This window comes from Streptomyces sp. NBC_01255, assembly GCF_036226445.1.
In the GTDB taxonomy this organism is placed as follows: Bacteria; Actinomycetota; Actinomycetes; order Streptomycetales; family Streptomycetaceae; genus Streptomyces.
Window position 1 is genome coordinate 1,150,733 of record NZ_CP108474.1, and the last position, 18,096, is coordinate 1,168,828.

Below are 18,096 nucleotides of genomic sequence, written 5' to 3' on the forward strand. Positions count from 1 at the left end.
CCGCCGTCATGGCCTCAGCTGTGACCTCACCGCCCCAGGCCGAAACGGCACGGAGGCGCCGCCGCACGGGAGCGGCCCCCCGCCGACTGCCGTATCTCCTGATCGCCCCCGCCGGACTGCTGATGCTGGGCTTCATCGCCTACCCGGTGCTCAGCGTCTTCTACTACAGCCTCCAGCACTACAACCCCACCAAGCCCTGGCGGAACGGCTTCGCCGGCCTGGACAACTTCACCCGGATCTTCACCGACGACCCGCACTTCTGGGGGACTTTGTCCTTCAGCCTGAAGTGGGTCGTGGTCGAGGTGACCCTCCAGCTGCTCTTCGGCCTCGCCCTCGCCCTGATCGTGAACCAGACCTTCGTGGGCCGTGCCCTGGGCCGGGCCCTCGTCTTCTCGCCATGGGCCGTCTCGGGTGTGCTGACCTCCGCGATCTGGGTGCTGCTGTACAACTCCCAGACCGGCATCACGCGTTACCTCGCGGACCTGGGCCTCGGCGAGTACGGCACGTCCCTGCTCTCCGACACCGCGACCGTCTTCCCCGCGGCGATCGTCGCCGACCTCTGGCGCGGGGTGCCCTTCTTCGCCATCCTCATCCTGGCCGACCTCCAGTCCGTACCGAAGGACCTGTACGAGGCGGCCGAGGTCGACGGGGCGGGCCGGATCCGCCAGTTCCTGCACATCACGCTGCCCCACATCCGGGACGCGATCGTGCTGTCCACACTGCTGCGCGCGGTGTGGGAGTTCAACAACGTCGACCTGCTCTACACGCTGACCGGCGGCGGCCCCGCGGGCGAGACGACCACCCTCCCGCTGTACATCGCCCACACCAGCGTCGACGCCCACAACTTCGGATACGCCTCCGCCCTCACCACGGTGGCGTTCGTGATCCTTCTCTTCTGCTCGATGGTCTATCTGCGCCTGAGCAAGTTCGGAGGCGACGGCAAGTGACAGCCGAGTCCACCCTGACCGCCGCCCCCGCCCCCGGGGCCGCGCAGGCACCCCCGCCCCCCGACCGGACCCCGCCGGCCGCCGGCCGCAAACGCCGCCCGGCCTGGGACGAGGTCCCCCGCTGGCAGATCTACCTGCCCCTCGGGATCTACCTGATCTTCACCCTGGTCCCCTTCTACTGGATCCTGCTGTTCGCGGTGCGGCCGGCCGGTTCCACCTCGCTCCTGCCGTGGCCGATGACCACCCAGCACTTCGAGAAGGTGTGGACGGAGCGCAGCTTCGGCGTCTTCTTCCAGAACAGCCTGCTCATCGGCGTCGCGGTGCTCGTCATGACCACGGTCGTCGCGCTGGCCGGGGGGTACGCACTCGCCCGCTTCGACTTCCGGATCAAGAAGGGCTTCATGCTGGCCCTGCTCTGCTCGCAGTTCGTGCCGGGCGCCCTGCTGCTCGTCCCGCTCTTCCAGATCTTCGCCGAGCTGCGGATGATCAACTCCCTCGGCTCGGTCATCATCGCCGAGACCGTCTTCCAGCTCCCGCTGTCGATGATCCTCATCAGCGGCTTCATCAGGAACGTGCCGTACTCCCTGGAGGAGGCCGCCTGGGTCGACGGCTGCAACCGCTTCAGCGCCTTCCGGATCGTCGTCCTCCCCCTGCTGCGGCCCGGCCTCGTCGCCGTCGGCTCCTTCGCCTTCGTCCACGCCTGGAACCACTTCCTCTTCGCCCTGATGTTCCTGAGCAGCCAGGACAAGCAGACGATCCCGGTCGGTCTCAACACCCTCATGGGCGCCGACAGCGTCGACCTCGGCGCGCTCGCGGCGGGCGGGGTCATCGCCGCCGTCCCCGTCGTCATCGTCTTCGCCTTCATCCAGAAGTGGCTGGTCACCGGCTTCAGCGCCGGGGCGGTGAAGGGATGAGCCGCGAAGCGACGAGCAAGCACGAAACACACAAGGAAGACATGAACATCGTCACCACCCGAGCCCCGTTGCCGGTTGTTCTCGCCGGTGCCCGCGGCCACGGCCGCAGCCACCTCCTCAACATCCGGCGTCTCGAAGAGCGCGGGCTCGTCCGCCTCGCCGGGGTCTGCGAGTTGCGCCCGCTGGACGCGGCCGAGCTCGACGGCATCGGGGACCCGGAGCAGTCCGCCGACTTCGAGGCGCTGCTCGCCTCCACCGGCGCCCGGATCGCCGTGCTCAGCACGCCGATCCAGACCCACACCGACATGACGCTCGCCGCCGCCCGGCACGGCGCGCACATCCTCCTGGAGAAGCCGCCCGCCCCGTCGTTCGCGGAGTTCCGCAGGATGGCCGACGGGGTCGAGGCGGCCGGGGTGGCCTGTCAGATCGGCTTCCAGTCGCTCGGCTCGCACGCGGTGCCCGCGATCCGCCGGATGGTCGAGGAGGGCGCGATCGGCGAGCTTCTGGGTGTCGGCGCCGCCGGTGCCTGGGTCCGTGACGAGGCCTACTTCCGGCGCGCGCCGTGGGCGGGTCACCGGCGGCTCGGCGGCGTCGACGTCGTCGACGGGGCGCTCACCAACCCCCTGGCGCACGCGGTCGCCACGGCGCTCGCGCTGTCCGGCTCCCCCCGGGCCGAGGACGTCGAGCACATCGAGGCGGAGCTGCTCCATGCCCACGCCATCGAGTCCGACGACACGTCCTGCGTACGGGTCCTGACGGCGGCCGGCACCCCGGTGACGGTGGCGGCGACGCTCTGCGCCGAGAAGTCCTCGGAGCCGTACGTCGTCGTCCACGGCAGCCAGGGCCGCATCACCTTCTGGTACCGGCAGGACCGGGTCCTCGTGCAGCGGGCCGGACACGGCCCGGTCGAGACCGAGTACGGGCGGACCGACCTCCTGGAGAACCTCGTCGCCCATGTGACGGACGGCGAGCCACTGTGGGTGCCCCCGGCGGAGACCGGCGCGTTCATGCGGGTCGTCGAGGCGGTCCGTACGGCTCCGGACCCGCGCGGGATACCCGCCGCGCACTGGCACACCGAGCCCGGCGAGAGCGCGCCGCGCCGGGTCGTCGACGGGATCGACACGCTGGTCGACGCGAGCGCCGACGAACTGCGGCTCTTCTCCGAACTCGGCGCCGCCTGGGCGCCGTCGACCCGGGTGGAGGCCCGATGACCACCGAGCCGCCGACCCTCCTGCGCTGCGCGGGCCGCACCGTCGCCCGCTACACCACCCGGCCCCCGCTGGCCCTCGACCACGCGCCCCGGCCGTATCTGCACCCCGTGACGACGCTCGCCGGGCGGGTGGTGACCGAGACCGTGCCCGAGGACCATCCGCACCACCTGGGGGCGGGCGTCGCCGTCGCCGACGTCGCGGGCCACAACTTCTGGGGCGGGCGCACCTTCGTACGCGACCGCGGCTCGGTCGAGCTCGACAACCACGGCGTGCAGCGGCACGACGGGTTCAAGCTGTGCGACCCGGACGGCTTCGTCGAGGAGCTGACCTGGTGGGCGGCGGGCGAGCGGCTCCTTCGCGAGCACCGGACCGTGGCGGCCACCGCCCTCACGGGCTCCGCGTGGGCGCTCGACCTCACCTTCTCCCTCGCCAACGTGTCGGGGCGGGACCTGTCGATCGGCAGCCCCGCCACGAACGGACGGCCGGGCGCGGCGTACGGCGGGTTCTTCTGGCGCGCGCCCAAGGAGGCGGCCGCACCCGTGGTGTTCGGGGCGGACTCCGACGGCGAGGAGTCGGCGCACGGCGCCCGCTCCGACTGGGTGGCGCTCGCGGGCGAGGGCTGGACCCTGGTCTTCGCCGGGGCGACGGAGACGACCCGCCGCGACCCGTGGTTCGTGCGGGCCGCCGAGTACCCGGGCGTGGGTTCGTCCCTCGCCCACGACGGCCGGCTGCCGGTGGCCGCCGGGGAGACGTTCGTCCGGCGGGTGGTCACCGTCGTCGCCGACGGCCGGCTCGACCGGCCCGGCGCCGCCGCCCTGGTCCGCAAGGCGGTGGCCTCGTGAGCGGAGCCCGTACGGCGGCCCCGCCGGCCGCCACCGGCGACCTGGGCGACGGTACGTACCGCAATCCGGTCCTCGCGGCCGACTGGTCGGACCCCGACGTCGTCCGGGTCGGCGAGGACTACTACCTGACGGCGTCCAGCTTCGGCCGCGCCCCCGGGCTTCCGCTGCTGCACTCCCGGGACCTGGTCAACTGGACCCTCGTGGGCCACGCCCTGGAGCGGCTCGAACCGGCCGCCGCGTTCACGGCGCCCCGGCACGACCGCGGGGTCTGGGCGCCTTCCCTGCGCCGGCACGACGGCCGGTTCTGGATCTTCTGGGGCGACCCCGACCACGGCATCTTCCAGGTCAACTCCCCTTCGGTGCGCGGGCCGTGGACCGCTCCGCACCTGGTGAAGTCGGGGCTCGGGCTCATCGACGCCTGTCCGCTGTGGGACGAGGAGTCCGGCGAGGCGTACCTCGTCCACGGGTGGGCGAAATCCCGCGCCGGGTTCAACAACCGGCTCACCGGGCACCGGATGAGCCCCGACGGCACGAAGGTCCTCGACGAGGGCAGGGTCCTCGTGGACGCCGACCTGATCCCGGGCTGGTTCACCCTGGAGGGCCCGAAGCTGTACCGGCACGACGGCTGGTTCTGGATCCTCGCCCCGGCCGGGGGCGTGGCCACCGGCTGGCAGGGCGCCTTCCGGTCACGCTCGTTCCACGGCCCGTACGAGGAGCGGACCGTCCTCGCGCAGGGCGACACCGACGTGAACGGCCCCCACCAGGGCGGCTGGGTGCGCACCCAGCGCGGTGAGGACTGGTTCCTGCACTTCCAGCAGTCGGGCGCGCACGGCCGGCTCGTCCACCTCCAGCCGATGCGCTGGGGCGCGGACGGCTGGCCGGTGCTCGGCGACGGAGGCGCGCCCGTCCGCGTCCACCGCAAGCCGGACCTGCCGGAACAGCCGCCCTCGCGGCCCGCGGTCGACGACACCTTCCCCGGCGGGCGGTTCGGCCGCCAGTGGCAGTGGACCGCCAACCCGGACGAGGGCTGGGCAACCCAGCACGCGGGCGACGGCCTGCGCCTCGGCTGTGTCCGTACGGAGCGGCTCGACGATCTGCGGAGCGTGCCGCACGTCCTCACCCAGCGGCTGCCGGCCGGGGCGTGCACGGTCGAGGTGGGGCTGCGGCTCGACGGCGAGGCGGCCGGGGCCCGCGCGGGGCTCGTGGTCCTCGGCGACGCGTACGCCTGGATCGGTCTGGAACGCGCCCCGGACGGCACGGTCCGGCTGACGCACCGCTTCGCCCCGGCCAACGCCGACCGCGAGCGGGACGCCGCCCACTCCCGGCCGGTGGCCGGGGACCGGGTCCTGCTGCGGATCGACGTCACGGCGGACGCACGCTGCCGGTTCTCGTACTCCTCCGACGACACCGAGGGCCCGGTCCGCCTCGGGCCGGAGTTCGCCGCCACGCCCTGGCGCTGGGTCGGTGCGCTGCTCGGTCTGTTCGCGGGCGCGCCGGAAGGCACGGGACACGCCGGGACGGCCGTGTTCTCCGCGTTCCGCGTCACCGCCTGAACACCACTGACTCCCCCACATCCCCACCCCCTCCCCATCCCCGCAAGACCCCGAGAGAAGAGAGCCGACGATGACCATCTTCCCCGGCGGACGGCGCAGAGCCGCCCTCGCCCTCGCCCTGTCCGGCGTCCTCGCCCTGACCGCCACCGCCTGCGGTGACGACGGCAGCGGCGGAGGCGGCGACAAGGGTACGGAGGGATCGGGCACAGGCAAGATCACCTTCTGGGACAACAACGGCGGCGTCCGCACCGATGTCTGGAAGGAGATCATCGCGGACTTCGAGAAGGCGAACCCGGACATCGACGTCGAGTACGTCGGCGTGGCCTCCAAGGAGGTGCAGTCCAAGTACGACACCGCCATCCAGGGCGGCGGCCTGCCGGACGTCGGCGGTGTCGGCGCGGCCATGCTCGCCGGGATCGCCGCGCAGAACGCCCTGGAGCCGCTGGACGCCCGGGTCGAGGACAGCGCGCTCAAGGGCAAGCTGAACACCGGGATGGTCGACAGCGTCAAGGCCGCCGGCGGCCAGGACAAGCTGTTCACGGTCCCCACCTCCGCCAGCAACGGCGTCCTCTACTACCGCACCGACCTGTTCAAGGCGGCCGGTCTGGCCGAGCCCACCACCTGGTCGGCGTTCTACGCGGCGGCCGAGAAGCTCACCGCCAAGGACAAGAACCGTTTCGGCTACACGATCCGCGGCGGCGCCGGCTCCGTCGCGCAGGCCCTCGACGCGATGTACGGCCAGAGCGGCATCACCGACTTCTGGAACGGCGACAAGACCACCGTCAACGACCCCAAGAACGTGGCGGCCCTGGAGAAGTACGCGGGCCTGTTCAAGAAGACCACCCCGGCGGCCGACGTCAACAACGACTTCACCAAGATGGTCGCCCAGTGGGACAGCGGCGAGATCGGCATGCTGAACCACAACCTGGGCTCGTACCAGGACCATGTGAAGGCGCTCGGCACGGAGAAGTTCCGGGGCATCCCGAACCCGACCCTCGACGACGGCACCCGTGTGCAGGTCTCCAACCCGGTCGACGGCCTCGGCCTCTTCTCGTCGAGCAAGAACAAGGCCGCCGCCTGGAAGTTCATCGAGTTCGCGGCCTCGCACGAGTCCAACAGCAAGTGGAACAAGTCGGCCGGGGCGATCCCCGCCAACACGGAGGCCGCGAAGGACGCGTGGATCCAGGAGGCCGAGCCGACCAAGCTCGCCGCCGACGTCCTCTTCAGCGGCAAGGCCTCGATCGTGCAGCTGCCGTACTACCTGCCCGACTGGAACACCATCTCCAAGGCCGACAACGAGGCCGCCTTCCAGAAGGTCCTGCTCGGGAAGGCCACGGCCAAGGAGTTCCTCGACACCCTCGCCGAGCAGCTGAACGCGGCCCAGGCCGAGTGGAAGCAGCAGAAGCAGTGACCGTCGGCCGACGCGCGGTGGTCACGGCCGGGGCGGGCCTCGCGCTCGCCCTGGCCGGGGCGCCCGCCGCCCGCGCCCAGGGATCCCCCACCCGAGGACACCCTCCCCAAGGACACCCCCGTATGCGCACCGTCTTCCTCGCGGGCGACTCCACGGCCGCCCAGAAGTACGCCGACGCCGCGCCCGAGACCGGCTGGGGCATGGCGCTCCCCTTCTTCCTGCACAAGGGCCTGACCGTCGCCAACCACGCGGTCAACGGACGCAGCACCAAGAGCTTCCTCGACGAGGGCCGGCTCGACGCGATCCTGACGGCGATACGCCCCGGCGACCTGCTCCTGGTCCAGTTCGGCCACAACGACCAGAAGACCGCCGACCCCACCCGCTACACCGAACCGTGGACCACCTACCAGGACAATCTGCGGGTCTTCGTCGAGGGAGCGCGGACCCGGGGCGCCCTCCCGGTGCTCGCCACCTCCGTCGAGCGGCGGAGGTTCGCCGCCGACGGCACGGCCCTGCGCACGCACGGCGCGTACCCGGCGGCCATGCGGGAGACCGCCCTGGAGGCGGACGTCCCGCTGCTCGACGTCGAGGCGCTGTCCCTGGCGCTGTGGCAGCGGCTCGGCCCCGAGGCCACGAAGACGTACTTCAACTGGACCGCGACCGAGCAGGACAACACCCACTTCAACCCGCCGGGCGCGGTCGAGGTGGCCCGGCTCGTCGCCGCCGAGCTGCTCCGCACGCACGTCCTCACGCCGCGCGAGACGCGCCGCCTGGACGACGGCATCGACGAGATACCCACCGACCGGATCACCTGGCCCGTTTCCGAGCCCGTTCTTGAGGAGAGCTGACCGTGAACAGACGCAAGAAGCTGGGAGTCGTGGCCGCCACCGCGCTGGCCCTGACGGTCACCGCGCCCGCCGCCGGCGCCCACTCCGGCCACCGCCCCGCCGCCGACCCGGCGAGGGCGACCCTGCCGGCCGGCGACGGCTGGGCGTCCGAGGGCGCCGGCACCACCGGCGGATCCGCCGCCGACGCCTCCCGGGTCGTCACCGTCACCACCTGGGAGGAGTTCCGGGCCGCGCTCGAAGCGCCTGGCACCGAGCCCCGGATCGTCAAGGTCGTGGGCACGCTGAACGCGACCGCCGACGGCTGCGCCGCGTTCGAGGCCCCCGGCTACGACTTCGCCCGCTACCTCGCCGACTACGACCCGGCGGTCTGGGGGTACGAGAACGGGGTCAGCGGCCCCCAGGAGGAGCTGCGGGCCGCCTCCGCCACGGCACAGGGGCAGGCCATCAAGGTCAAGGTGCCCGCGAACACCACGATCGTGGGCGTCGGGCGGCACGCGGGGATCACCGGCGGCAGCCTCCAGGTCCAGGGCGTCGACAACGTCATCGTCCGGAACCTGACCCTGGAGAGCCCCCTCGACTGCTTCCCGCAGTGGGACCCGACGGACGGCGCGACCGGGGCGTGGAACTCCGAGTACGACAGCCTCGTCGTGTACGGCTCCACCCACGTCTGGATCGACCACAACACCTTCACCGACGGGGCCCACCCGGACAGTTCGCTGCCCTCGTACTACGGGGAGGTCTACCAGCAGCACGACGGCGAGCTGGACGTCGTGCGCGGCGCGGACCTCGTCACGGCCTCCTGGAACGTCTTCACCGACCACGACAAGACCCTGATGATCGGCAACAGCGACAGCGCGGGCGCCACCGACCGGGGCAAGCTGCGCGTCACCCTCCACCACAACCTCTTCGACAAGGTCGTGGAGCGGGCGCCCCGGGTGCGCTTCGGGCAGGTCGACGCGTACAACAACCACTTCGTGGTCGCCGGCCCGTCCTACGTGTACAGCCTGGGCATCGGCCAGGAGTCCCAGCTCGTCGCCGAGAAGAACGCGTTCACGCTCGCCTCCGACGTGCCCGCCGGGCAGATCCTGAAGAAGTGGAAGGACGCGCCGGTCACGACCTCCGGCAACTACGTCAACGGCCGTCCCGTCGACCTGCTCGCCGTCCACAACGAGCAGTTCCCCGGGGAGGCCCTGCGCGCGGACGCGGGCTGGACGCCGGTCCTGCGCACTCGTGTGGACCACCCGCTGGCCGTCCCGGTCCTCGTCGCCCTCCACTCGGGCGCCGGCCGCGCGCGCTGAGCCCCCCGGCAGGAGGCCGGGGGACGCCTCGCCCGGCCTCCCTTCCCTCTCTCCCTGAACGCTCTCCCCGAAGGCTCTCCCCACCCGCTCTGCCCACCCGCTCTCCCCACCAGCGAAGGAGCACCCGCATGCCCTCGCACCACCCCGGCGCCGATGCCCTCGGCCGCCGTACCCTTCTCACCGCAGGTGTCGGCGCTGCTCTTGCCCTATCGCTGCCCGCAGGCACGGCGGCGGCAGCACCGAACGGACCCTTCGGACGCTTCGGTTCGCCGTCCGCCCGGCTCACCGAGCGGACGCTGTACGTGCACCCTGGCGGCCTCGGCGACCACACCACCGTCCAGGCCGCGGTCACCGCCGCGAGCGGCACCGGCTGGACGCTGGTGCTCGCCCCCGGGACGTACCGGGAGACGGTCACGGTGAGTGCCGCCCGTACGGGCATGACCTGGATCGGCGCGAGCGGCGACCCCCGGGACGTGGTCGTCGTGTACGACAACGCGGCCGGCACGCCCCGCCCCGAGGGCGGCACCTACGGCACGAGCGGTTCGGCGACCACGACGGTCCAGGCCGACGGCTTCACCGCCCAGGGGGTCACCTTCGCCAACGACTTCCTCCGCACCGACCTCCCCGGGAACCCCGGCACCCAGGCCGTCGCGCTGAAGGTGCAGGGCGACCGCTCGGCCTTCTTCCACTGCCGCTTCCTCGGCCACCAGGACACCCTGTACGCGGACTCGATGTCCCTGCCGTCCTTCGCCCGCCAGTACTTCGCGCACTGCTACGTCGAGGGTGACGTCGACTTCGCCTTTGGCCGCGCGACGGCGGTGTTCGAGCACTGCCACTTCCGTACGCTGGTCCGCACCGATCTGGCGGGCGCCCCGTACGGCTTCGTGTTCGCCCCGTCGACGGCGGGCGCCAACCCGTACGGCTTCCTGGCCTCCCGCTGCCGGATCACCAGCGAGGCGCCCGACGGCTTCTACAAGCTGGCCAGGCCCTGGGTGCCGAGCTCGGACCTGACCGCCTGGCCGTCGCTCGTGGTCCGGGAGAGCGTCCTCGGATCCGGGATCGACGCCGTCGCCCCGTACGCCAACATGCGCGACGCCCATCCGTGGCAGGCGCAGCGCTTCGCCGAGTACCGCAACACCGGCCGGGGCGCGGCGGTCACCGTCCCGGAGAACCGTCCCCAGCTCGCGGCGGCGCAGGCCGCGACGGCGACCCGGGAGACATATCTCGGCGACTGGCTCCCCCGGAGGCCCTGCTCCTGACGAGGGGCGGCCGGTTCACGGGCGCAGGACGGGAAAGTCCGCCTCCGCCCACAGCGCACGGTCAGCGGTGGGCCGGTCGTCGGCGGGATCGTCGTCGGTGGTCCAGGTGTGGGCCTGAGCGGCGGAGCCGTCGACCGACGGCCATCCCGGGTCTCCGGTGGTGGCGAAGTCGGCCCACGCGCGCACCATGCGGCGCGACAGTCCGTGGTCCGCGGAGGTGGGGGCGCCGCCGATGAGGAAGGCCACGCAGTCGCTGTCGATGTTGCCGAAGGCGAAGGGGACGTCCGCGCAGTGCCACGCCCGTACGACCCCGTCCGGGCCGGTGCGCCGACGGTCGAAGCGCGACAGGAACGCCCGGCCGCCGGCGCGGGCGTGCACCTCGGCGAGTCGGTTGCTGTACTCCCCGAACAGGAGGTCGCCGAAGACGGCGAGGTAGACGTCGAGCACCGGGGCCTGGGGCATCGTGGCGCGATATCCGGCCACCAGGCTGTCGGGGAGTCCGAAGTCCTCGGCGAAGCGGGCCAGTTGCTCCTCGGTGGTGACCTTCGCACTGCTGCCGACGGCGTCGAGCAGCCAGTACTCCTCCGTGGTGTGGCAGACCAGCAGGTCCACGCCCCGGGCCGCACCGGCGGCCAGCCCGGTGAGGGGGTCGGTGGGCAGGACGTCGCCGTCGAGGACGGGGGCGTAGAGCGAGGGGTCGTAGTGGCGGGACCCGGAGGCGGGGTCCCGCCGGTAGTCGTCGACGACCTGGTCGGAGGCGATGACCAGGGCCTGCGGGGTCGCGGAGGCGAGGCCTTCCGCCGTGGCGGGGCAGCCCGCCGCCGCGGCGACCTCACGGGTGGTCCCGGCGGCGATGTCGAGGGTGTAGTGCGGGCTGGCCGCGCTGTGCGCGATGGCGCGGTGGAAGAGGCCGCGGGCGCGGTCCATCACCATCAGGCAGGCGACGGAAGCGGCGCCGGAGGACTGGCCGGCGACCGTGACGTTCCCGGGATCGCCGCCGAACGCGGCGATGTTCTCACGGACCCAGCGCAAGGCAGCGACCTGGTCGAGCAGGCCCCGGTTGTCCGGGTGGGGCGTCGCTCCGGTGGCGGCGGGGACGTGGCCGAACCCCTCGAAACCGACTCGGTAGTTGAGCGTGACCACGACCAGACCGGCACGGGCGAGCGCGGTGCCGTCGAAGTCGGGCTGGGCCGAGGATCCGAAGGTGTAGGCACCGCCGTGGATCCAGACCAGGACGGGCAGACGACCGCCGTCCGGGACCGGGGTCCAGATGTTGACGGTGAGGATGTCCTCGTCGCCGGGCGACCACACGGGCGAGCCGGGCAGCTCCGCCGACTGCGGGGCGACGGGGCCGAACTCCGTGCAGTCCCGCACTCCGGACCACGCGGGAGCCGGGAGCGGCTCCCGGAAGCGGTTGGCGCCGAACGGCGGGGCGGCGTAAGGGATGCCGAGCACGGCGACGACCTCGGCGGAGGCCCGGAAGCCCCGCACCGCACCGTGAGACGTATCGAAGATGACCATGGTCGCAGCTTGGCATCAGGGGCCTCGGCGGCACCAACACCAAGATCATGACGATTCACACACCCTTGATGTCAATGAGAGTCGGCACCGCCTCAGGGCACCTGCGGTCAGGGCAGCAGGTCGACGCAGTCGATCGCGGTGCCCGGGCTCAGGAAGCCCGTGCCGGAGGAGCCGCTGACGACGTTCAGCCGGAGCACGTTGTACTGGCTCGGGTCGGTCTTCCAGGCGCTCGCGGGGACGACGTACGTGAAGGTGTGGTTGTTGCCGCGGTACGAGCCGTTGGTGAGGGAGCGGGTCGCGGGCTGCGTCGGCGGCGAAGGGATCGCGGAGACCCAGTCGTTGACGGTGACCTGGGGCCGTCCGTTGAGGAAGGCCGTGGTGACGCCGATCCGGAGGGTGTGCGCGGCGGCGGCCTGGGCGGCGGTGAGCCTGAAGTACACGAGGACGCCGTCGTTCACACCCTTCCAGAGGTAGCAGGGGAAGGAGGCGGCGACGTCGTCACCGCCTCCGCCGAGCACGACGTTCCCCGTCCAGGACGCGGCCCGTACGTCGGCGGGGTGGGCGTACGTCATGAGGGCGGCGTTCTTGAACGCGCCGGGCGTGCCGTCCCAGTCGCCGATCCGCCAGAGGGCGGGGGCGGTGGCCGGGTCGTTGGTGAGGGTGAGGGTGTGGAGGGCGGTGGCGGCGCCGGCCGTGACGGTCACCGTGCCGGTGTGGACGGCCAGTTCGCCCTTGTAGACGGTGAGGGTGTACGTGCCGGGGAGCATCCCCCGGCAGGAGAAGGCGCCGGTGCCGGCGGTGGCGCGGGTCCAGTACTGGGCGTCGGCGTTGGCGAAGCCGACGGTGTACGGGTGGTCCGCGTCCATGCCCGCGAGGCCGACGCCCGCGACCCGGCCGCGGCCCGCCGCGCCGACCCAGCCGGGGATGCCGAGGCCGTCGACCCAGGACGTGTCGTGGTGCGCGGCGAAGAGCGCCGGGGCGGGCGTCCCGCCGTCGGTGAAGGCGAGCAGATAGGGGCCCTGGAGGCCGAAGCGCATCGCCTCCGTCTGGGACTGGTTGTAGTGGAGGATCTCGTACAGGCCGACGCCGAGTTCGTTGGAGTGGCGGAGGAGCGAGCGGTAGAACGGGCCGCCCGAGGCCTTCTCGTGGTTGGAGCGGATCATCCAGAGGCCGACCGAGCCGGTGGTGTAGCCGATGTGGTCGTAGTCCATGACGCGGACGCCGGAGTAGTGCTTGGAGCGGGTGTGACCGTCGGCGCGCTGCCAGACGTCCCCGGCCTCGATGACGGTGTCCGCGCCCTCGACCCAGGAGTCGGGGCCCTCGTTCGGGAAGATCCCGGGCTTGAGGCGGGCGATGAAGCGGGTGGCGGTGAAGGACGTGTCGGCCTTGTCGGTCCACAGGTAGACGTTGTTGAGGCCGGAGCGGGCCGCGATGTAGTGGCGGAGCGTGCCGTGGACGACGGTGACGAGGACGGTGGAGCCGGTCCGGGCGAGGGTGACGGTGGAGGCGCCGAGGCCGGACTCGACGTGCGAGTGCTTGCCGCCGTACCCCTCGTACTCCGTGCCCTTGTAGACGAGGGACGTGAGGTCGCCGGTCGCCTTCGCGACCTTGAACACGAGTCCGGCGCCGGTGTCGACGACGTACTGCGTGCCGTCGTCGCTCCAGCCGAATCCGGCCGCGGCGGCGGTGCCGGGCGCGAGGCCCGCGGAGGCGGCGGCGGCCGTGCCGGCGACGGCGGCGCCGAGGAGGGTGCGGCGGCGGAGCGGGGGCGGGGCGGGGGTGGTGTCGGCGACATCTGTGGCGTCTGTGGCGTCGTACGAGCGCATCGGCGTGCGGCTCCTTCGGTACGGGGGGGGGACGGGGCGGCTCCCGGTTGTCCGTAGGTCGCCGCCGGCCGCGGAAGGGTTGCCCCCGTACGGGGCGGAACGTCAGATGTCAGCCGAGCCGCGCCGTCCTGCTCACCGGCAGGCGGGCGCAGCGGCGGCAAGCCCGGGCGGTGGTCGCCACGACCGCGTGCGAGGCGGCCGTGAGGGCTCCCGCGAAGGCGAGCAGCGGCCAGTTCGTGGCGAGGGCCGAGGCGACGGCGAGCGCGAGTGTCGTGACGGCCATGGCGATGCCGGCGGTGGTCCCGGTCCAGGCGACGAAGAGCGGCAGCCGGGGCGGGGTGGGTAGCCGGCGGGCGAGGGTGCCGGTGACGGCCAGGGCCGCGGCGGAGAGCAGCGTGGCGGCGATCGCGACACCGGCCAGGTGCGCGGCGAGCAGCTGAGCGCCGGCCTGGTCGGGGGCGGAGGTCCCGGCCAGGTACCAGCAGGCGATGAGGAAGGGGGCGGTGAGCGCGACGGCCCTGGCGGTGTGCCGGGCCTGGGCGAGGGTCAGCTCGCGCTGGCAGCTCGGTACGAGCTCCTCGACGGTCCCGAACTCCCGCACCGCCGCGCGGATCGCGTCCGGATACGGGCTGCCCTGCTCGGCATGGGAGTCCGCGGTGTCGGCGAGTCCGCCGCGGATCTCCTCGATCAGCCGGGTCTTGGCGCGGGCCGGGCCGTGCAGGGCTGCGGTCAGCTCGGCGACGTACCCGTCCAGGGGATCGGCCGTGGGGGCGGTCACGTGGCGAGCCCGGGCTGCGGGGTGGTCGGGTTCAGGACCGAGCCGATCGCGGCGGTGAACTCGCTCCACGCCGTCCGCTCGCCCGCCAGGGTCTGCCGGCCCGCCTCGGTGAGCTCGTAGGCGCGCCGGCGCCGCTCGCCGGACGACTGCCAGCTGCTGCTCAGGAGTCCGAGCCGCTCCAGCCGCTGCAGCGCCGGATAGATCGTGCCCGTACGCAGTTCGAGCACGCCGCCGCTGCGGTGCTGGACCGCGGCGATGATCGCGTACCCGTGCAGCGGGCCCTGTTCGAGCACCGCGAGCAGCAGTCCGTCCAGGTGTCCTCGTACCGCATCCGCCTTCATAAGTAGGCAGCCTACCCAAAAGATCGGTAGGCAGTGTATGTATTGGCAGCCAACATATTGGCAGTCGATGGACCGAGTACTGACGCGGAGGCATGCGCCGTGACCGAATTCCTGTTGTCCGTCCACGTCCTGGTGGCGATCGTCACCGTCGGATCGATCACCGTGGCCGCCTCGATGTTCCCCCGCGTCGCGCTCCGGGCCTGCGGCGGCGGGAAGCAGGACGCCCCGTCCGAAGGGAACGAGGAGACAGGCGGGGCCGGGGGGACCGGGACGGCCGTGGTGCTCCACCGCGTCTGCGCCGGGTACGCCGTCGCCGGTGTCGTCGTCCCCGTCTTCGGGATCGCGACCGGCGCCCAGCTCGGCGTCCTGACCGATGCCTGGCTGATCGTGTCGCTCGTGCTGACCACGATCGCCGCGGCCCTTCTCGGCCTGGCCGTCCTGCCCGGCCAGCGGCGCCTGCTCGCCCTGGCGGAGGGCGCGGCCTCCGAGGCGGAGGCGCGACCCGTGGCGTCCCGGCTGACCATGCTCACCGGGGTGTTCAACGTCCTCTGGGCGGTCGTCGTCGTCCTGATGATCGTCCGCCCCGGCTCGACGACGGGCGCGTGACGCCCGGCGGCGGACGTCATCCGAGGGCCCGCAGGCGCCGCTTCCCGTACGCGAGGCGCAGGAGGAACGCCGGGCCACCCGGCGCACCGGCCGCCCGACCCCAGGGCCCCGGGTAACCGTCCACCCGGATACCCTGGCCGGTCACTTCGCGCGGGCCGCCGCTCCGAAGCCGCCCCGGAGGGTGGCCCGGCCGCCGCCGTCGCCGCCCGTCAGGACGACGGTGTACGTGTCGGCCGAGGCGTCCCGTACCCCCTCGGCGTGGTTGTACTGGACCGCGAAGACGTGGCGGCCCGGCGGGACCGTACGGCCCGGTCTGAGGGTCCACCGGTAGACCAGGGCGCCCGGCTCCTCGGTGACCGTGACGGTGAAGTCCTCGGCGGGGCGCGTGCGCCAGTGGCCCGTGCTCACGACGCCGGCCGTGCGGGCGACCCGCACGTCGACGACGAGGCCCGACACCGGCGTCTCCGTCGTCACGGCGAGATCGGCCTGCGCCCACCAGCGGTTGCTGCCGGGGTCCATGGTGCCGGCCGCCGCGGCCACCGGCCCCGGCGCGGGCAGCTCCGACGCGGGTGCGGCCGGGCCCCGGTCCAGCGTGGTCACGGCGAGTCCGCCGACGCCGACCACCCCGGCGACGGCCACCGCGACGGCCGCGGCCACCGGCCAGCGCCTGCCGGTCCACGGGACGGCCGCGCGGGCGCGCCGGGACGCCTGCGGCGGCGCGGCGAGGCCGCGTTCCACCCGGGCGAGCATGCGGGCGTGGTCCGGCTGGTGGGCGAGCCCGGCCTCCCGCAGCTCGCGGCGCAGCTGTTCCTCGTGCATCAACGCCTCCCCGCGACGAGTTCGGTGGCGGCCCGATCGCCCAGGAGGCGCTGGAGCTCGGCCATCCCCTTGGCGGTCTGGCTCTTGACCGTACCGACCGAGATCCCCAGGGCGAGTGCGGTGTCGCGCTCGGAGAGGTCGAAGGCGTGGCGCAGCACGACGCAGGCGCGCTTGCGGAAGGGCAGGGCGCGCAGCGCCGTCCGGACGTCGACGACGGCCGGGACGTCGGGGTCCTCGACGTGGTCGGGGCGCCGGTCCCAGAAGGCGGCGATCCGGCGCCGCTCGCGCACGGTGCCCCGGATGCGGGTGCGGACGAGGTTGGCGACGACGCCCCGGGCGTAGGCGGCGGGGTGGTCGGCGGCGCGGACCCGGTCCCAGCGGTGCCAGAGGGCCAGCATGGCATCGGCGGCGAGGTCGTCGGCGGCGTCGGTCTCGCCGGTCAGCAGGTGCGCGAGGCGGGCGAGTTCGGCGTAGTGACGCGCGAAGAAGGCCCGGAACTCCGTCGCGCTGTCGTCGGCCTCAGCGTCCACCGCGACCACGACGGCCCTCGGTGGATGCGCCGGCCGCCGTGGCTGCGGCGGGCTCTGCGGGTTCGGCGTCGGTGGATGCGGTGGACATGGCGGGGTCCTCGGATCCACCGGACACCCCGGACACCCCGGCCGGCACGGCGCCTGCCGCCGGACCCGGACCCGTACCCACCCGACCGGCGCCCGCCGCTCGGCCCGTGCTCGCGCGCTCGGTCAGGCGGGGCGCGATCAGTTCCGTACCGCGTGCGGGCTCTCCCCCGAGGCGGGCGACGAGCCGTTCCACGGCGAGTCGCCCCATCTCCTGGGCGGGTACGGAGACGGCGGTGAGCGGGACCGAGGCGTGGACAGCCACCTGGTCGGGGCAGATGGCGACGACGGAGACGTCCTCGGGGACCGCACGCCCCTGGTGGCGCAGCACCGCGAGCAGCGGTTCGACGGCGGCCTCGTTCTGGACGACGAGGGCCGTGGTCCCGGGGCGTTCCTCGAAGACGCGGGTCACGGCGGCGGCGACGGCCGCGTAGGTGCCCTCGACCGGCCGGTGGAGCAGGCCGACGCCGTACGCGTCGGCGGCGGCGCGCAGCCCGGTGAGCGTACGCGCGGCGAAGCCGGTGCCCCGCGCGTAGACGGCGGGCGGCTCGCCGAGGACGGCGATCCGGGTGTGGCCTAGGCCCGCGAGGTGCTGGACGCAGCGCGCTCCGGCCGCCGCGAAGTCGAGGTCGACGCAGTCGAGCCCGGCCGAGTCGGCGGCATCGGCGGCATCGCCCGACGCAGAGGTCGCGGCGGTCTCGGCCGGGAGGCCGATGAGGACCGCGGGCCGTTCGGCCGCCAGGAGGCAGGGCAGCCGGGGGTCGTCGAGCTCGACGTCCATGACGATCATGGCGTCGGCGATGGCGCTGCCCTCCACCCGGCGGACGGCCTCGGGGCCCTCCTCGCCGGTGAGCAGCAGCACGTCGTAGCCGTGGGAGCGGGCCGTCGTGGTGACGGCCATCGCGATCTCCATCATCACCGGCACGTAGAGCCCGGTGCGGAGCGGCATCATCAGGGCGAGGATGTCGGTCCGGCTGCTGGCGAGCGCGCGGGCGCCGGCGTGCGGCCGGTAGCCGAGGGCGTCGATGCTGTGCTGGATCCGCTCGCGCGTGGGGGCGGATATGGAGCGTTTGCCGCTGAGCACGTAGCTAACGGTGCTGGCCGACACCCCGGCGTGGCGGGCGACATCGGCGAGGGTGACCACGTACGCGCTCCTGGGCAGTCTCGATGTGGACCCCGACCCTAAGCGGCCGCTCGTCGAGCTGTCCAGGTCTGGGTGGAAGAGTCCAAGGGTCCGGCGGTCGCGCGGGGTTGTGCGCGGACCACCGGCGCGGTGGGATGAACTCCGAGCAGAAAGGGCTTTCTGCA

16 protein-coding genes and 1 pseudogene are annotated in these 18,096 nt (G+C 73.0%); 10 read left to right on the forward strand and 7 right to left on the reverse strand.

Features of this window, described 5'->3' with window-relative positions; genetic code table 11:
* Window positions 1–8 precede the first annotated feature (8 nt).
* The 9 genes from OG357_RS04840 (at window position 9) to OG357_RS04880 (ending at window position 10,283) form a co-directional block, all read left to right on the forward strand.
* On the forward strand, window positions 9–947 hold the full coding sequence (locus OG357_RS04840) for a carbohydrate ABC transporter permease (RefSeq protein WP_329619941.1): 939 nt from the start codon (window positions 9–11) through the stop codon (window positions 945–947).
* A 14-nt stretch (window positions 948–961) separates the two neighbouring features.
* The gene (locus tag OG357_RS04845) at window positions 962–1,861 is read left to right on the forward strand and encodes a carbohydrate ABC transporter permease (protein WP_329625487.1); all 900 of its coding nucleotides are present in this window, start codon (window positions 962–964) and stop codon (window positions 1,859–1,861) included.
* A gap of 41 nt (window positions 1,862–1,902) precedes the next feature.
* Entirely contained in the window at window positions 1,903–3,072 is a 1,170-nt protein-coding gene (locus tag OG357_RS04850) for a Gfo/Idh/MocA family protein (RefSeq protein ID WP_329619942.1), read from the forward strand.
* Window positions 3,069–3,914, forward strand: a complete 846-nt coding sequence (locus OG357_RS04855) for a PmoA family protein (RefSeq protein ID WP_329619943.1) — start codon at window positions 3,069–3,071, stop codon at window positions 3,912–3,914. Before OG357_RS04850 ends, OG357_RS04855 begins: the two co-directional genes overlap by 4 nt.
* The gene (locus OG357_RS04860; protein WP_329619944.1) at window positions 3,911–5,467 is read left to right on the forward strand and encodes a glycoside hydrolase family 43 protein; all 1,557 of its coding nucleotides are present in this window, start codon (window positions 3,911–3,913) and stop codon (window positions 5,465–5,467) included. Before OG357_RS04855 ends, OG357_RS04860 begins: the two co-directional genes overlap by 4 nt.
* A gap of 70 nt (window positions 5,468–5,537) precedes the next feature.
* Entirely contained in the window at window positions 5,538–6,878 is a 1,341-nt protein-coding gene (locus tag OG357_RS04865; RefSeq protein WP_329619945.1) for an ABC transporter substrate-binding protein, read from the forward strand.
* A complete protein-coding gene (locus tag OG357_RS04870) occupies window positions 6,875–7,726 on the forward strand; it encodes a rhamnogalacturonan acetylesterase (protein ID WP_329619946.1) in 852 nt (283 codons plus the stop codon). The genes OG357_RS04865 and OG357_RS04870 overlap by 4 nt, the downstream gene beginning before the upstream one ends.
* 2 nt (window positions 7,727–7,728) lie before the next feature.
* Entirely contained in the window at window positions 7,729–9,024 is a 1,296-nt protein-coding gene (locus OG357_RS04875; RefSeq protein ID WP_329619947.1) for a pectate lyase family protein, read from the forward strand.
* 128 nt (window positions 9,025–9,152) lie between these two features.
* On the forward strand, window positions 9,153–10,283 hold the full coding sequence (locus OG357_RS04880; protein WP_329619948.1) for a pectinesterase family protein: 1,131 nt from the start codon (window positions 9,153–9,155) through the stop codon (window positions 10,281–10,283).
* A gap of 15 nt (window positions 10,284–10,298) precedes the next feature.
* On the opposite strand, the gene OG357_RS04885 is transcribed toward OG357_RS04880, so the two are convergent.
* The 4 genes from OG357_RS04885 to OG357_RS04900 form a co-directional block, all read right to left on the reverse strand.
* Window positions 10,299–11,804 carry a carboxylesterase/lipase family protein gene (locus OG357_RS04885; RefSeq protein WP_329619949.1) on the reverse strand — a complete coding sequence of 502 codons (1,506 nt, stop codon included), beginning with the start codon at window positions 11,802–11,804 and terminating at the stop codon, window positions 10,299–10,301.
* 107 nt (window positions 11,805–11,911) lie between these two features.
* Window positions 11,912–13,630, reverse strand: a complete 1,719-nt coding sequence (locus OG357_RS04890; protein WP_329619950.1) for a rhamnogalacturonan lyase B N-terminal domain-containing protein — start codon at window positions 13,628–13,630, stop codon at window positions 11,912–11,914.
* A gap of 109 nt (window positions 13,631–13,739) precedes the next feature.
* Window positions 13,740–14,408 (reverse strand): permease prefix domain 1-containing protein, encoded by a 669-nt coding sequence (locus OG357_RS04895; RefSeq protein ID WP_329619951.1) that lies wholly within the window; start codon window positions 14,406–14,408, stop codon window positions 13,740–13,742.
* Window positions 14,405–14,749: a PadR family transcriptional regulator gene (locus tag OG357_RS04900; RefSeq protein ID WP_329619952.1), complete on the reverse strand. Its 345-nt coding sequence runs from the start codon at window positions 14,747–14,749 to the stop codon at window positions 14,405–14,407. The genes OG357_RS04895 and OG357_RS04900 overlap by 4 nt, the downstream gene beginning before the upstream one ends.
* A gap of 99 nt (window positions 14,750–14,848) precedes the next feature.
* On the opposite strand from OG357_RS04900, the gene OG357_RS04905 reads away from it, so the two are divergent.
* Window positions 14,849–15,355: a hypothetical protein gene (locus OG357_RS04905; protein ID WP_329619953.1), complete on the forward strand. Its 507-nt coding sequence runs from the start codon at window positions 14,849–14,851 to the stop codon at window positions 15,353–15,355.
* 141 nt (window positions 15,356–15,496) lie between these two features.
* Here OG357_RS04905 and OG357_RS04910 read toward each other — a convergent pair whose 3' ends face one another.
* The 3 genes and pseudogenes from OG357_RS04910 to OG357_RS04920 all read right to left on the reverse strand — a co-directional run.
* Entirely contained in the window at window positions 15,497–16,174 is a 678-nt protein-coding gene (locus tag OG357_RS04910; protein ID WP_329619954.1) for a hypothetical protein, read from the reverse strand.
* Complete coding sequence (locus tag OG357_RS04915) at window positions 16,174–16,713, reverse strand: SigE family RNA polymerase sigma factor (RefSeq protein ID WP_329619955.1); 540 nt, start codon at window positions 16,711–16,713, stop codon at window positions 16,174–16,176. The genes OG357_RS04910 and OG357_RS04915 overlap by 1 nt, the downstream gene beginning before the upstream one ends.
* Before the next feature lie 175 nt (window positions 16,714–16,888).
* Window positions 16,889–17,932: pseudogene (locus OG357_RS04920) on the reverse strand (LacI family DNA-binding transcriptional regulator); the annotation flags it as partial.
* Window positions 17,933–18,096: the final 164 nt, after the last annotated feature.

Bases quoted from the DNA above. Each gene is read 5' to 3' on its own strand.
- OG357_RS04840 (WP_329619941.1), top strand. From the start codon at position 9: ATGGCCTCAGCTGTGACCTCACCGCCCCAGGCCGAAACGGCACGGAGG.
- OG357_RS04850 (WP_329619942.1), top strand. From the start codon at position 1,903: ATGAACATCGTCACCACCCGAGCCCCGTTGCCGGTTGTTCTCGCCGGT.
- OG357_RS04855 (WP_329619943.1), top strand. From the start codon at position 3,069: ATGACCACCGAGCCGCCGACCCTCCTGCGCTGCGCGGGCCGCACCGTC.
- OG357_RS04865 (WP_329619945.1), top strand. From the start codon at position 5,538: ATGACCATCTTCCCCGGCGGACGGCGCAGAGCCGCCCTCGCCCTCGCC.
- OG357_RS04880 (WP_329619948.1), top strand. From the start codon at position 9,153: ATGCCCTCGCACCACCCCGGCGCCGATGCCCTCGGCCGCCGTACCCTT.
- OG357_RS04885 (WP_329619949.1), bottom strand. From the start codon at position 11,804: ATGGTCATCTTCGATACGTCTCACGGTGCGGTGCGGGGCTTCCGGGCC.
- OG357_RS04890 (WP_329619950.1), bottom strand. From the start codon at position 13,630: ATGCGCTCGTACGACGCCACAGACGCCACAGATGTCGCCGACACCACC.
- OG357_RS04900 (WP_329619952.1), bottom strand. From the start codon at position 14,749: ATGAAGGCGGATGCGGTACGAGGACACCTGGACGGACTGCTGCTCGCG.
- OG357_RS04910 (WP_329619954.1), bottom strand. From the start codon at position 16,174: ATGCACGAGGAACAGCTGCGCCGCGAGCTGCGGGAGGCCGGGCTCGCC.